13 protein-coding genes are annotated in these 14,507 nt (G+C 41.5%); all 13 read left to right on the top strand.

Going from position 1 to position 14,507, the window contains the following annotated elements; translation table 11 throughout:
• The first annotated feature begins 3 nt into the window (after positions 1-3).
• The 13 genes from OCV73_RS08915 (at position 4) to OCV73_RS08855 (ending at position 14,494) form a co-directional block, all read left to right on the top strand.
• Positions 4-1,467 (top strand): UDP-N-acetylmuramoyl-L-alanyl-D-glutamate--2,6-diaminopimelate ligase, encoded by a 1,464-nt coding sequence (locus tag OCV73_RS08915; RefSeq protein WP_147551426.1) that lies wholly within the window; start codon positions 4-6, stop codon positions 1,465-1,467.
• 23 nt (positions 1,468-1,490) lie between these two features.
• A complete protein-coding gene (gene mraY, locus OCV73_RS08910) occupies positions 1,491-2,750 on the top strand; it encodes a phospho-N-acetylmuramoyl-pentapeptide-transferase (RefSeq protein ID WP_147551424.1) in 1,260 nt (419 codons plus the stop codon).
• Between the two features lie 17 nt (positions 2,751-2,767).
• Positions 2,768-4,108 carry a UDP-N-acetylmuramoyl-L-alanine--D-glutamate ligase gene (gene murD / locus OCV73_RS08905; protein ID WP_147551422.1) on the top strand — a complete coding sequence of 447 codons (1,341 nt, stop codon included), beginning with the start codon at positions 2,768-2,770 and terminating at the stop codon, positions 4,106-4,108.
• Between the two features lie 25 nt (positions 4,109-4,133).
• A complete protein-coding gene (locus OCV73_RS08900) occupies positions 4,134-5,447 on the top strand; it encodes an FtsW/RodA/SpoVE family cell cycle protein (RefSeq protein ID WP_147551420.1) in 1,314 nt (437 codons plus the stop codon).
• 2 nt (positions 5,448-5,449) lie between these two features.
• Positions 5,450-6,574, top strand: a complete 1,125-nt coding sequence (gene murG, locus OCV73_RS08895; protein WP_147551418.1) for an undecaprenyldiphospho-muramoylpentapeptide beta-N-acetylglucosaminyltransferase — start codon at positions 5,450-5,452, stop codon at positions 6,572-6,574.
• A complete protein-coding gene (gene murC, locus OCV73_RS08890) occupies positions 6,575-7,945 on the top strand; it encodes a UDP-N-acetylmuramate--L-alanine ligase (RefSeq protein WP_147551416.1) in 1,371 nt (456 codons plus the stop codon).
• Positions 7,942-8,703, top strand: coding sequence for a cell division protein FtsQ/DivIB (locus OCV73_RS08885; protein ID WP_147551414.1), 762 nt, complete (start codon positions 7,942-7,944; stop codon positions 8,701-8,703). Before murC ends, OCV73_RS08885 begins: the two co-directional genes overlap by 4 nt.
• Positions 8,704-8,726: 23 nt before the next feature.
• Positions 8,727-10,064, top strand: a complete 1,338-nt coding sequence (ftsA, locus tag OCV73_RS08880) for a cell division protein FtsA (RefSeq protein ID WP_147551412.1) — start codon at positions 8,727-8,729, stop codon at positions 10,062-10,064.
• Between the two features lie 23 nt (positions 10,065-10,087).
• A complete protein-coding gene (ftsZ, locus tag OCV73_RS08875; protein ID WP_147551410.1) occupies positions 10,088-11,407 on the top strand; it encodes a cell division protein FtsZ in 1,320 nt (439 codons plus the stop codon).
• 22 nt (positions 11,408-11,429) lie between these two features.
• Entirely contained in the window at positions 11,430-11,879 is a 450-nt protein-coding gene (locus OCV73_RS08870; protein ID WP_147551408.1) for a GatB/YqeY domain-containing protein, read from the top strand.
• A gap of 35 nt (positions 11,880-11,914) precedes the next feature.
• On the top strand, positions 11,915-13,186 hold the full coding sequence (serS, locus tag OCV73_RS08865; RefSeq protein WP_147551406.1) for a serine--tRNA ligase: 1,272 nt from the start codon (positions 11,915-11,917) through the stop codon (positions 13,184-13,186).
• Positions 13,187-13,371: 185 nt separating this feature from the next.
• Complete coding sequence (locus OCV73_RS08860; protein ID WP_147551404.1) at positions 13,372-13,914, top strand: LOG family protein; 543 nt, start codon at positions 13,372-13,374, stop codon at positions 13,912-13,914.
• Positions 13,915-13,930: 16 nt separating this feature from the next.
• Positions 13,931-14,494 carry a cob(I)yrinic acid a,c-diamide adenosyltransferase gene (locus tag OCV73_RS08855; RefSeq protein WP_147551401.1) on the top strand — a complete coding sequence of 188 codons (564 nt, stop codon included), beginning with the start codon at positions 13,931-13,933 and terminating at the stop codon, positions 14,492-14,494.
• The last annotated feature ends 13 nt before the right edge of the window (positions 14,495-14,507 follow it).

Below are 14,507 nucleotides of genomic sequence, written 5' to 3'. Positions count from 1 at the left end.
ACAATGGAATTAAAAAAGTTAATACAAGACATAAAGCCCCTTTCACACCAGGGTAATCCTGTAGAAAAAGTAGCCGGGATAGATTCCGATTCCAGAAATATTCGCGATAATTTTTTATTTGTCGCCGTACGTGGAACGAATACCGATGGGCATGAATATATAGACAAGGCAATAGAACAAGGAGCGGTTGCAATAGTTTGCGAAGAAATTCCCGCGAAAACAGATAAAAAAATATTGTATATCCAGGTAAAAGACAGCGCAGAAGCACTGGCACGCTTAGCTTCAGCTTGGTACGGATATCCTTCACGTGAACTGGTCTTAACCGGAGTTACGGGAACAAACGGAAAAACTACCACGGCGACTTTGCTATATGAAATGTTTCGCTTGTTCGGAGAAAAAGTAGGCTTACTTTCCACCGTATGCAACTATATTGACGACGTAGCCGTTCCTGCCACGCATACGACTCCGGATCCTATCCAGTTAAACGGGCTTTTACGCAGAATGGTAGACTCCGGATGCACCTACGCCTTTATGGAAGTCAGTTCCCATTCAGCCCAGCAACGCCGTATTGCCGGCCTTGATTTCAATGGAGCAATATTTACAAACCTGACACGCGACCACCTGGATTATCACAAAACTGTCGAAGCATATCTCAAAGCTAAAAAGCTCTTCTTCGATGAATTACCAGATAAAGCATTCGCCCTTACCAACCTCGACGATAAATCGGGAATGGTCATGCTACAAAATACCAAGGCCTCAAAACATACTTATTCACTGCGTACACCGGCCGACTTTAAAGGTTATATCGTTGAAAGCCGCATAGATGGAACTACATTACAAATAAACGGAAAAGAGGTTGAAGTAAGGTTTGTCGGAAAATTCAACGCATATAATCTGCTTTCGGTTTACGGAGCTGCTTGTTTGTTGGGCCGCAACCCGGAGGAGGTTCTCATTAAAATGAGTCTGCTTATGCCTGTCACAGGACGTTTCCAAACTCTTCATTCTCCCGACGGATATACAGTCGTCATTGATTATGCTCATACCCCTGATGCTCTGAATAATGTATTAGGTTCGATACGGGAAGTTCTCAGGAACAGAGGAGAAATCATAACAGTGGTGGGGGCCGGAGGAAACCGGGATAAAGGAAAACGTCCGCTCATGACACGTGAGGCTGTAAACGCAAGCGACAGAGTCATTCTTACATCAGACAACCCCCGCTTCGAAGAACCGGAAGATATACTGAAAGATATGCTTACAGGACTTGAGACACCGGAAGAACGGCGCAAAACCGTCTCCATCGCCGACAGAAGGGAAGCTATCCGTCTTGCTACTCAATTTGCAAAGCCGGGAGATGTGATACTCATCGCCGGAAAAGGTCATGAAAATTACCAGGAAATAAAAGGTGTGAAACATCACTTCGATGACAAAGAAGAAGTCGAAAAACTATTTGAAGAAACCAAAAGATAATAATATTACAATACGCAAAGGAAATGCTTTACTATTTATTTCAATATCTGGAAACTCTCCATATACCCGGTTCCAGGCTGTTTGACTACATCTCATTCCGGTCCGGCATCGCTCTCATTCTCTCCTTATTTATTGCAACCATCATAGGACGGCGCATCATAGATAAGTTACAACTCCTTCAGATAGGAGAAATCGTTCGGGATCTGGGCCTTGAAGGTCAGATGAGCAAAAAAGGTACTCCTACGATGGGAGGCATCATTATTATCATAGCCATTTTAATTCCCTGCCTGTTGGTAGGAAAGTTAAGCAACATTTACATGATTCTCATGTTGGTTACAACCGTATGGCTGGGAAGTCTGGGATTTCTCGATGATTATATAAAGGTTTTCAAAAAAGACAAAGAAGGACTTCACGGCCGTTTCAAAATCATTGGACAAATAGGATTGGGGCTCATCGTAGGCCTCACCCTTTATCTGAGTCCCGATGTAGTAATACGCGAAAATGTACAGGTAAAAGGGGTAAACAACGAAGAAGTAATAAAGTATACGCCTGAAAATATCAAATCCACACAAACAACCATACCGTTTTTCAAAAATAATAATTTCGATTATGCCGATCTTGCAGGGTTTATGGGAAAGCATGCACAAGCCGCAGGTTGGGTAATTTTCGTATTAATGACTATATTCGTGGTTACCGCCGTATCGAACGGCGCCAATCTTACGGACGGTCTTGACGGACTGGCGACCGGAAGTTCTGCCATCATAGGGTTGACTCTGGGAATACTGGCATATCTTTCGGGGCACATCGCTTACGCTTCCTACCTGAATATAATGTATATCCCGGGAAGTGAAGAACTGGTGGTATTCATCAGCGCTTTCATTGGAGCAACCATAGGTTTCTTATGGTATAATGCGTATCCGGCCCAGGTATTTATGGGAGATACCGGAAGTCTTACTTTAGGAGGAATTATCGCTGTTTTTGCCATAATTATTCACAAAGAGCTTCTTATACCTATTTTATGCGCTATTTTCCTGGTGGAAAACCTATCGGTAGTATTGCAAGTCGCCTATTTTAAAATAACTAAGAAAAAATACGGTGCTGGAAAACGAATATTTAAAATGACACCGTTGCACCACCATTTCCAGAAATCCGGAAACTCAGGAATAGATGCATTGATACAACGTCCTTTCAATGCCGTACCTGAATCCAAGATCGTGGTACGTTTTTGGATCGTGGGAATCATGTTGGCTGTCATCACTATTGTTACACTTAAAATGCGGTAACCAAAGGAGGAATAATCATGGAAAGTAAAAGAATCGTAATTTTAGGAGCAGGCGAAAGCGGTGCCGGAGCTGCCGTCCTGGCAAAAGTGAAAGGATTTGATGTTTTTGTATCAGATATGTCCCGGATACAAGACACTTATAAAAAATTGCTCGAACAGCATGATATCACTTGGGAAGAAGGACAGCATACCGAATCTCTTATCCTAAATGCAGATGAAGTAATTAAAAGTCCGGGCATTCCCGATACAGCTCCTGTAATCGTCAAAATAAAAGAGAAAAACATACCTGTAATTTCTGAAATTGAATTTGCAGGCCGCTATACTCATGCGCGAATGATCTGCATCACCGGCAGCAATGGAAAGACCACGACCACCCTGCTCACTTATCATATACTCAAAAAGGCAGGGCTCAAGGTAGGATTGGCCGGAAATGTAGGAAAAAGCTTAGCACTTCAGGTAGCTACGGAAAACTTCGATTACTACGTTATCGAATTAAGCAGCTTCCAACTGGACAATATGTATGATTTCAAAGCTAATATTGCGGTATTACTGAATATCACCCCCGACCACCTGGATCGTTACGGTTACAATATGGAAAATTATGTCAATGCAAAATTCCGTATCACACAAAACCAGACCGAAGAAGACGCATTTATTTACTGGAATGACGATCCTGTCATAAAAGAAAAATTACAAAATCTACAATTAAAGGTCCAAAAATATCCTTTTGCCGAAACTCACAAACAAGATGTGAAGGCATACAAAAAAGATCACGAAATACATATAGAGACTTTGGGAGACGAAATGATCATTAACGAAGAAAAATTATCTCTTCACGGACGCCACAATTTATATAATTCTATGGCAGCCAGTCTCTCTGCCCGTCTGCTAGACATAAAAAAAGATGAAATAAGAGAAGCGTTGAGCGATTTCGAAGCAGTAGAACACCGGCTTGAAAAAGTAGCAAAAGTACGGGGTGTACAATATATCAACGACTCAAAAGCAACTAATGTAAATTCATGCTGGTACGCTTTGGAAAGTATGACTACTCCCGTCGTACTAATATTAGGAGGAAAAGATAAAGGAAATGATTATACCGAAATCGAAAAGTTAGTAAAAGAAAAAGTTACGGCTCTGATCTGTTTGGGAGCGGATAACTCGAAACTTCATGAATTTTTCGACGGAAAAGTACCTTACATCGCCGATGCAGGTTCCATGAAAGAGGCTGTAATCAAAGCAAGTGCGGCGGCACAACCCGGAGATACGGTGTTACTATCTCCATGCTGTGCCAGTTTCGATCTGTTCAAAAGTTACGAAGACCGCGGTATACAATTCAAAGACTGTGTAAGAAATTTATAATCACATTGCATAAATACGTTTTATAATGACCGATACCGAAAATAACATATCCGGAGAAGAAAAAAAACTTCCCGATGAAAAAGCTCCTCAGAAATCACAACTACAGGGAGACCGCTACATCTGGGGAATCTTTATCACATTATGTCTTATCTCTGTGGTTGAAGTTTTCAGTGCTTGCAGCCAGGAGATCAGGAACGGAGCCAGCGTATTCAGTCCCATATTCAAGCATGTTATATTACTTATAGGGGGAGGAATGCTGGTCTACGGCATTCAGCATATTCCTTACAAATGGTTCAGAACTCTACCTATATTGGTCGTACCATTATCCATAGGTCTGGTCTTTTACACTATATTCTTCGGAGATTATATCAACGGTGCACGCCGAAGCTTCACCTTATTAGGTATATCGGTGCAACCGGCCGAGCTGGCAAAACTGGCAGTCGTGCTTTCAATGGCATACATACTGGCAAGAAACCAGATAACCAATGGCGTAAGAAATAAAGCGATTATCTGGTGCCTGATTCTTGTCGCAATATTTTCCGCACTATTGATAACACAAGGTCTTACCAACACATTATTACTGGTCTCGATAAGTGGTAGTATGATGCTGATAGGTGGTGTGGAATTCCGCAAGATTGGACTTATTTTATGCGTTCTCATTACCGCAGGAGCAGTAGGATTCGCCGCCATGTCGGGTAAATCCGAAAAGATAGAGAAAGCTCAGACAGAGCTGGCCACAAAACATGTAGAACGAAGCGGGACATGGAAAAAACGTTTGGAATATTTTTTCGTAGGCGACAGTATTCCCGAATATTCAAAACCTACGACCTCTTACAACCGCCAGCAGCATCATGCGGCAATGGCTCTAGCCAATGGTGGTGCTATAGGGGTATTTCCGGGAAACAGCCGGGAAAACTCTCGTTTACCATTGGCTTATTCCGATTTTATCTATGCTATTATTATTGAAGATACCGGATTTATAGGCGGTCTGGTAGTCATGTTTCTATACATTTCATTGCTTATCCGCGCCGGACTTATCGCCCGCAAATGTACCAAAGCTTACCCGGCTCTACTCATTATGGGCATAGCTTTAATGATCGCATTTCAGGCATTATTCCACATGGCTATCGTAGTAGGAGTTTTTCCCGTATCAGGCCAACCGCTGCCTCTTATCAGCAAAGGAGGATCTTCGATGATAATAGCCTGTATAGGTTTCGGTATGATGCTCAGTGTAAGTCGTACGGCAATTCATGAAGACGATAGCGGAAATATTACAGAAAATAAAAATCAGGAAAATATCCCTGAAGACATCAAGGCTATTAATCCAACGAATATTTGAATATGACAAATAATAACAACCACATAAAAGTTTTGATTAGCGGAGGCGGGACAGGAGGACATATTTTCCCGGCCATAGCAATAGCTAACGCAGTCCGTACAAAACATCCGGAAGCCGAAATCCTTTTTATAGGAGCAGAAAACAGGATGGAGATGGAGAAAGTTCCGGCTGCAGGATATGAAATCATAGGACTTCCTGTGTATGGCTTTAACCGGAAAAATCTGCTGAAGAATGCAAAAGTGATATATAAACTTTTGGAAAGTATCCGCAAAGCACGCATTGCCATAAAAACTTTTAAACCCGACATAGCTGTAGGCGTAGGCGGATATGCAAGCGGACCAACACTATGGGTAGCATCCCGTATGGGTATCCCGACCCTCATACAAGAACAGAATTCCTACGCCGGTGTCACTAATAAATTATTATCTTCCAAAGCTTCCGCCATTTGCGTAGCATACGAAAATATGGAACGTTTTTTCCCGAAAAACAAAATAAAACTTACGGGAAATCCTATTCGTCAGGATTTATTAAACAGCTCTTGTACGCGGGAAGAAGCCGCGATGTTTTTCGGTCTCGACCCGGCTAAAAAGACGATATTGATTATCGGAGGTAGTCTGGGAGCACGCACTATAAACCAAAGCGTGACAGCGCATCTGGGGAAACTGGCAAAAAGCGATGTCCAATTAATATGGCAAACCGGCAAAAATTACGATGACAAAGCAAAAGATGCTCTCAGCAAAATAAAAGCAGAAAATATAAAACAAATGCCATTCATCTCCAGGATGGATATGGCATACAAAATGGCCGACTTGGTTATTTCCCGGGCAGGTGCCAGCTCCATATCGGAATTATGCCTGTTAGGTAAACCGTGCATTCTGGTACCCTCTCCTAATGTAGCGGAAGACCATCAGACAAAAAATGCCCAGGCACTTTCTTCGCGGGGTGCCGCGATCCTTATCAAGGATAACGAAGCTGTGGAGAAATTAATACCCAAGGCCCTATCCACTATCGGGAATACGACTTTATGCGATAAAATGAATAGCGAAATACTGGCACTAGGACAACACGACTCAGCGTCACGTATTGCCGAGATGATTATAGAGTTGATAGAGAAAAACAGAAAATAAATGGAAAATTATAAATCGATATATTTCGTAGGAGCCGGCGGTATTGGCATGAGTGCTCTGGAACGTTATTGTCTTGCAAAGGGCATGAAGGTAGCCGGATATGATAAAACACCTTCACACCTGACCGACCAGCTACAAAGTGAAGGCATTGAACTCTTTTTCGATGAAGATGAAGATTCTATTCCTTCTTACTGTAAAAATCCGGAAAATACATTAGTAATATACACTCCAGCCATACCGGAAAATCACAAAGGACTGGAATATTTCCGTAACAACGGATTTAAGGTAATAAAGAGATCAGAACTATTAGGACTTATCACAAGTTCAAGTAAAGGTCTATGTTTCGCCGGTACACACGGTAAAACGACGACATCCAGCATGGCTGCCCATATTTTTCATCAGTCCGCAATAGGATGCAACGCTTTTCTGGGTGGGATTTTAAAAAATTATGACAGTAATCTGATTCTTTCGGAGACTAGTCCTTTCTCTATTATTGAAGCCGACGAATATGATCGTTCGTTCCATCGTCTGCATCCATATATGGCAGTAATTACAGCAACTGATCCGGACCATTTTGACATATATGGCAATGAAGAGGCATACCTGGAAAGCTTTTCTCATTTTACCTCTCTCATCCAGCCCGGAGGATGTTTGATCATGAAAAAGGGCATCAAAGCCATTCCCCGCGTTCAGGAGGGAGTTAAAATCTATCAGTATTCGGCAAACAAAGGAGGTGACTTCCACGCCGAACATATCAGGATAGGTAACGGACAGATCATATTCGATTTTATAGCACCCGGAGACTCTATACCGGATATCGAACTGGGAGTTCCGGTAGAGATAAACATAGAGAATGCTGTCGCATCAATAGCGATCGCATGGCTCAACGGTATTCCGGCACAGGATATTCGTAAAGCTATGGCTTCATTCAAAGGAGCCAAACGGAGATTTGACTTTTGGGTAAAAGAAAAAAATATAGTGATGATCGACGATTATGCACATCATCCCGATGAAATAAGAGCCAGCATCACATCTGTAAAGGCACTCTATCCGGAAAAACGTATCAGTGTTATATTTCAGCCGCATCTTTACAGCCGCACCCGGGATTTTGCGCCACAATTCGCCGAAGCATTATCACACGCCGATGAATTGATATTACTCGAAATCTATCCGGCAAGAGAGATCCCCATACCCGGGATATCGTCACAAATAATATTTAATAAAGTAACATGCAGAAAGAAAGAACTTTGTACTAAAAAAATGTTGCTTGAAACAATAAAAGACCGTAACTTTGAGGTTTTAATTACTTTGGGGGCAGGAGATATTGACCGAATGCTCCCCCAAATTCGTGATATATTATTGAATAAATGAAAACTGTTCTAAAACTCATATCATTAGTTCTGTTGATTGCATATCTTTTCGCCGCTTTTGCCTATTGTTCTACGCTGGCAAGAGAAAAGAAATGTAACAAGATAGAGATAGCTGTTTTAGATAGTACCCGTTTACATTATATCAGTGATAAAGATATTCTCAAACTCATCGAAAAATCAAATTTGTCCCCCGCCGGAAAATTATTGACAGACGTAAATACGGAACGGATTGAAGAAATACTGAAAAAGAATGATATTTTAAGTAATGTTCAATGTTATAAAAAAGTAAACGGGAACATACGGATAGATGTAAGTCAGCGTATTCCCGTATTAAGGGCGATTACCCCCGACAGCACCTATTATCTGGACAAACAGGGGAAGCGCATTACAAGTAATTTTATGACATTATCCTATGTTCCGGTAGCAACCGGAGAATTTAATCAGGAATTTGCTGTGAACAAATTGCTCCCTCTTGCGCTTTATTTACAGAATGATAAATTCTGGAATTCTCAGATAGAACAAATCTACGTGAACCAGAGCGGAGAGATAGAACTTATCCCGCGAATCGGAGACCAACTGATCATACTGGGAGATACAGAAAATTTAGAAACAAAACTGAGTAATCTCATGTGCCTTTACAAACAAGCCTTTTCCCGTATCGGCTGGAACACATACGATACAATATCGGTCCAATTCGATAATCAGATCGTATGTACGCGCAGAGATAAAAAGCCGAATAATATCATACCGAAAGAATAACGTCCAAATACTATCGTAATCATATGGAAGTAGAAAAATATATCGTGGCACTGGAATTGGGCAGTTCTAAAATTACGGGACTGGCCGGTTATAAAAATGAAGAAGGACAACTCATAGTCTCGGCCATTGAAAAAGAAGACATCGCCGAATACATCAAAAGAGGATGTATAGTGAATGTCCGGGAAACTGCCGGAAGGGTAAAAAAAATTATTACCAAACTGGAAAACCGGATCGCCCCTCATAAGATCACTAAATTATATGTAGGAATTTCGGGACAGTCCCTCCACAGCATAGATACAACTATTCCGCTTCAATTACCGGAAGATACACAAATTACAGATAGTATTATAGAACGTATCATTGCCGAAAGTAAAAGAATTCCCGTAGCTAATACCGAAATTATCAGCGTATTGCCGACCGAATATATTATAGATAATCGTCCTGAAAAAAATCCGGTAGGAGTATTCGGTTCGAATATAGAAGCCAATCTTAAACTGATTGTCGCCAAACCGTCATTGAAAAAAAATATAGATACACGTCTTGTCGAAGAGATAAAGCTCCCAGTTGCAGGCTTCATTCTGACTCCCATCGTTTCGGCCTCTCAAGTACTTACCGATGAAGAAAAAAAATTAGGATGTATCTTAGTCGATTTTGGAGCGGAAACCACAACTGTATCTATCTACAAAAACGATTATTTACGCTATCTGGTCACTATACCATTAGGGAGCAGGAACATCACACGGGATATCGCCAGTCTCAATGTAACAGAATCGGACGCCGAACGTATCAAAATATTATTGGGTGATGCGATGGGTTCACGTGTAGACAAAGATATGAAATTCAATATCGAAGGCATAGACTCCACACAAGTTAACCTGAATACATGCTCCCGGGTTATTGAAGCGCGCATCGAAGAAATAGTGGAGAATGTCCTGGCACAGATACGTTATGCAAAATTTGACAATAAACAATTGTCAGCGGGTATCATTATTATCGGCGGAGGCTCCAAACTTAAGAACATACAAGAACTCCTGGCCGAAAAAAGCGGCATGAAAGTAAGAAAAGGCACTCTGAGAAAAGATATTATCATAGACAGCAAAGAAAGAAATACCGGAATAGAATTTATAGAAGGAATCTCTATTCTGGCTGCCGGAAATAATATTTGTACAGTTCTCCCGAAACAGGATAAAGTGGAAGAAGAGGAAGAGTTTTACGTTCCTTCCAAAAAAGAAGACAAGAAAAAATTAAAGAAAATAAAAGAAGAAAGTCACAAGAACAGAAACCCGTTCGGCGGAATTGTAGAGACACTCAAAAATGTGTCTAAAAAATTGCTGGATGAAAGTGACGAACAAATCAAATAATAAACATAAAACGATATACGGCTATGGACGAGAACGAAATGATGGACTTCGGGTTCAAATCTGCCTCACCTTCCATTATTAAGGTGATAGGTGTGGGTGGTGGTGGCGGTAATGCCGTGAACCACATGTACAAACAAGGTATCAACGATGTTACCTTCGTATTGTGCAATACCGATAATCAGGCACTGACTAAGTCTCCTATCCCACGGAAAGTACAGCTGGGAAAATCCATCACCCAGGGGTTGGGTGCCGGCAATAAACCAGAAATAGCCCGTGCAGCCGCAGAAGAAAGTGAAGAAGAAATCTCAAAACTATTCAACGACGGCACCAAAATGGTATTCATCACAGCAGGTATGGGTGGCGGAACCGGCACAGGAGCAGCACCAGTAGTGGCACGCATTGCAAAGGGGCTGGGCGTACTTACAGTAGGAATAGTTACAATCCCATTCCTTTTCGAAGGAGAACCTAAAATAAGGAAAGCATTAGCAGGGGTTGAAGAAATGCGGCAATATGTAGATGCTCTCCTCGTCATCAACAATGAAAGGTTAAGCGAAATATACCCCGACTTAAATTTCATGAATGCTTTTGCCAAAGCAGATGACACACTTACGACTGCCGCCAGGAGCATTGCGGAAATCATTACGACCAACAGCCACGTAAATCTCGACTTCGCCGATGTTAACACGACACTGAGAGACGGTGGTGTAGCCATTATCAGTACTGGTTTCGGTTCAGGTGAAAAACGTCTGACCAAAGCTATTGAGGACGCCCTCCATTCTCCTTTGCTCAATAACAAAGATGTATTCGGAGCAAAGCGTGTACTCATTAACCTATATTTCTCTGAAGAGGAACAGGCACAAATGAAAATGGAGGAAACACATGAATTAAAAACATTCATGCTTAAATTTGAAAAGAATGTAGATGTTATATGGGGAGCCGGTTACGACAATTCACTTGGGAACGATATCAAGATCACAATCCTCGCAACCGGTTTTGACGTAACACTTCCGGAAAATAATATTCCTGCTATAAACAAAGACGGTAAAAAACCGGAACCGAGAAAAACTACCGATCCTTTGGCAGACCAGTATGGAGAAGACGCACTACGAGAGAACGAACGCATCAAAGCACGTATGCAATATGTCATACTGGATCCGTCCCAAATGGATGACGAAGAATTACTGGAAAAAATAGACAATAGCCCGGCTTATAACAGGGATTCTCAATTCAAAGCGCAGATGCAAAATAAAAATACGGCACCTGAGGCGGAAGAAAAAGAGAAGGATAATGATAAAGAAAAAGAAGGTAATAACCATACAGGAAAAATATTCTTTAATAACTAAAAAACGCTAAACTTTATATACAATGAATTTATTTGACCGGGTCAGCAGTGACATCAAAAATGCCATGCTGGCAAAAGACAAAGTGAGACTGGAAGCCCTTAGAGGAATAAAAAAAGAATTCTTGGAAGCTAAGACCGCCAAAGGTTCCGACGGAGAACTCAGTGACGACACCGCTCTTAAAATTCTGGCAAAAATGGTGAAACAACGCAAAGAAAGCGCCCAGATATATACCGAACAAAACCGCCCGGACCTGGCAGAACCAGAACTTGCAGAAGCAAAAGTAATAGAAGAATATCTTCCGAAGCAAATGACTGAAACAGAACTGGAAGCAGAACTCAAAGTAATAATAGCCGAAGTCGGTGCCACATCGGCTAAAGAAATGGGGAAAGTAATGGGTATAGCATCCAAAAAACTTGCCGGACGTGCAGATGGTAAAGCAATCTCTGCAAAAGTTAAAGAATTATTGGCATAAATCACCTCCCACTTATTATTTTATAGATAAATATTATGCTTACATTAAATGTAATAAAAGAAAATCCCGGAGAAGTAATTCGCCGACTGGCTATTAAACATTTCGACGGAGAGGCTCTTATTAATAAAGTCATAGAACTGGATAAACAAAGGCGTGCCGCACAGGCAGAGCTGGATGGAAAACTCGCAGAACTGAAAACTTTGGCGACACAAACCGGACAATTGATGAAAGCCGGAAAAAAGGAAGAAGCCGACGTAATAAAAAATAAAACAGCCGAAATCAAAGAATCCAACAAAATTCTGGAAGAAACTATGAAATCGGCAGAGAATGAGATAACAAATATTCTATTGGGCATACCTAATCTTCCCTGCTCCATGGTTCCTGAAGGACGTACAGCAGAAGATAACTTAATAGAAAAAGAAGGAGGTAAAATTCCCGAATTGCCCGAAGACGCCCTCCCCCACTGGGAACTGGCAAAGAAATACGATTTAATAGATTTCGAATTAGGCGTAAAGATCACCGGAGCCGGATTCCCCGTATATAAAGGAAAGGGAGCCCGTCTACAACGCGCACTCATTTCTTTCTTTCTGGATAACGCCCGAGAAGCCGGTTACCTCGAAATACAGCCGCCTTATGTAGTAAATGCCGCATCAGGATATGGTACCGGACAATTACCCGATAAAGAAGGGCAAATGTACCACTGCAATGAGGACGATCTTTATCTTATCCCCACTGCCGAAGTACCGGTAACGAATTTGTACCGGGATGTAATTTTCAATGAAAACGATTTGCCGGTAAAAAATACGGCATATTCAGCTTGTTTCCGCCGGGAAGCCGGATCATACGGAAAGGACGTACGGGGACTCAACCGCCTCCACCAATTCGATAAAGTGGAAATAGTACGTATCGAACGTCCTGAGAACTCTTATAACGCATTAAAAGAGATGATCGATTATGTACAAACTCTGGTCGAAAAACTGGAACTGCCCTGGCATATACTTCGTCTATGCGGAGGAGACATGAGTTTTACATCTGCTATTACATTCGACTTCGAAGTCTATTCTGCTGCGCAAAAACGCTGGCTCGAAGTCAGTTCTGTTTCCAACTTCGAAAGCTATCAGGCCAATCGCCTGAAATGCCGTTATAAAGGAAGTGACAAAAAGACACAGCTCTGCCATACTCTCAACGGCAGTGCCCTGGCATTGCCTCGTATCGTAGCAGCGTTACTGGAAAACAACCAGACCCCAGAAGGGATACGTATCCCTAAAGCACTGGTCCCATATACAGGTTTCGATATCATAAACTGATACAGAAAAAACATAAATATAAAAAACGTGGGAGAAATATCTCTCACGTTTTTTATATATGAAAACACATTACACATACTTAAACCGTTTTGCCCCATTTGTAAAAAGCACGAAACGAGAATAGAATCTTTACCGTTTATAAAACTTTTAGCTAAATTTGGCGTTGATAAATACAAGAAAGCAGTATGGAAAATATCACGGTTTTTTGCGCATCCTCCGATGACATCGACAATATATATTATAAAGAAGCATCCATCATAGGACAATGGATAGGAAACAAATATAAACGTCTTATCTATGGCGGAGCTACCGGAGGACTGATGGAAGCCATTGCACAGTCAGCAAAAAACAATAATGCCGGGATAACCGGCGTTATCACAAAGCGTATCATTGAGATGGGACGCCTCAGCTCATTACCCGACACCCTTATCACTACCGACACCATGGGTGAACGAAAACAAAAACTAACGGAACTGGGTGATATATTCGTTATTCTGCCCGGAGGTATAGGTACGATAGACGAACTATTCGATGTACTTACGACCCGTATGCTGGGGTATCATGACAAACCTATTCTGTTCTGTAATACAGGAGGATTTTACAACCCTTTGCTCCGGCAACTGGAACAATTTTATAAGACAGGATTTGCAAAAGAAACATGCTTTACTTTCTACGAAGTTGCCGGAAATGCAGAAGAATGCTGCCGGATACTCGAAACCTATTGTTAAACATATAAATATCATTATGAAAAAAAGTAATGTATATACATTTACCGGTGACAAAGGTACCACATCGCTGGTAGGAGGGAAAAGGGTTCCCAAAACAGATGTTCGCTTAGAAGCCTATGGCACGGTCGACGAACTGAATACGCAAATAGGCTTCCTGCTCAGTTTGCCAGATATTGACAACATGAACAGAAAACTTCTACATTTCGCCCAAAACAAACTTTTCGTTATAGGTTCATACTTGGCAACAGACATTTCCTTTACGGAATTAAGGGAAGCCAGCAAAATGAAAGATGAAGATATAAAACGTATAGAACAACGCATTGATGAGATGGACGAAGTTTTACCTCCCCTAAATGCGTTTATTCTGCCCGGAGGAACCCCCGCCGCCTCTGCCGCACACATATGCCGTACTGTATGCCGACGGGCCGAACGGCGTATTTGCGACGTAGCTGCAACTCACAAAGTAGATGAAAATATTCTACGTTTCGTAAACCGTCTTTCGGACTATTTCTTTGTTCTCGCCCGTTTTAACAATATAGAAAATAAACAAGACGAATTTTTTTGGAATAAAAGTTGTTAATGAGAAGAAAATA

Origin of the sequence: Barnesiella propionica, from assembly GCF_025567045.1 — a bacterium.
GTDB classification, from domain to species: Bacteria; Bacteroidota; Bacteroidia; order Bacteroidales; family Barnesiellaceae; genus Barnesiella_B; species Barnesiella_B propionica.
This window is presented reverse-complemented; position numbering and strand designations above follow the sequence as displayed.

Excerpts from the sequence above, each read along its gene's own strand:
- OCV73_RS08915 (WP_147551426.1), top strand. The coding sequence starts at position 4 with ATGGAATTAAAAAAGTTAATACAAGACATAAAGCCCCTTTCACACCAG.
- mraY (WP_147551424.1), top strand. The coding sequence starts at position 1,491 with ATGCTTTACTATTTATTTCAATATCTGGAAACTCTCCATATACCCGGT.
- murD (WP_147551422.1), top strand. The coding sequence starts at position 2,768 with ATGGAAAGTAAAAGAATCGTAATTTTAGGAGCAGGCGAAAGCGGTGCC.
- OCV73_RS08900 (WP_147551420.1), top strand. The coding sequence starts at position 4,134 with ATGACCGATACCGAAAATAACATATCCGGAGAAGAAAAAAAACTTCCC.
- murG (WP_147551418.1), top strand. The coding sequence starts at position 5,450 with ATGACAAATAATAACAACCACATAAAAGTTTTGATTAGCGGAGGCGGG.
- murC (WP_147551416.1), top strand. The coding sequence starts at position 6,575 with ATGGAAAATTATAAATCGATATATTTCGTAGGAGCCGGCGGTATTGGC.
- OCV73_RS08885 (WP_147551414.1), top strand. The coding sequence starts at position 7,942 with ATGAAAACTGTTCTAAAACTCATATCATTAGTTCTGTTGATTGCATAT.
- ftsA (WP_147551412.1), top strand. The coding sequence starts at position 8,727 with ATGGAAGTAGAAAAATATATCGTGGCACTGGAATTGGGCAGTTCTAAA.
- ftsZ (WP_147551410.1), top strand. The coding sequence starts at position 10,088 with ATGGACGAGAACGAAATGATGGACTTCGGGTTCAAATCTGCCTCACCT.
- OCV73_RS08870 (WP_147551408.1), top strand. The coding sequence starts at position 11,430 with ATGAATTTATTTGACCGGGTCAGCAGTGACATCAAAAATGCCATGCTG.
- serS (WP_147551406.1), top strand. The coding sequence starts at position 11,915 with ATGCTTACATTAAATGTAATAAAAGAAAATCCCGGAGAAGTAATTCGC.
- OCV73_RS08860 (WP_147551404.1), top strand. The coding sequence starts at position 13,372 with ATGGAAAATATCACGGTTTTTTGCGCATCCTCCGATGACATCGACAAT.
- OCV73_RS08855 (WP_147551401.1), top strand. The coding sequence starts at position 13,931 with ATGAAAAAAAGTAATGTATATACATTTACCGGTGACAAAGGTACCACA.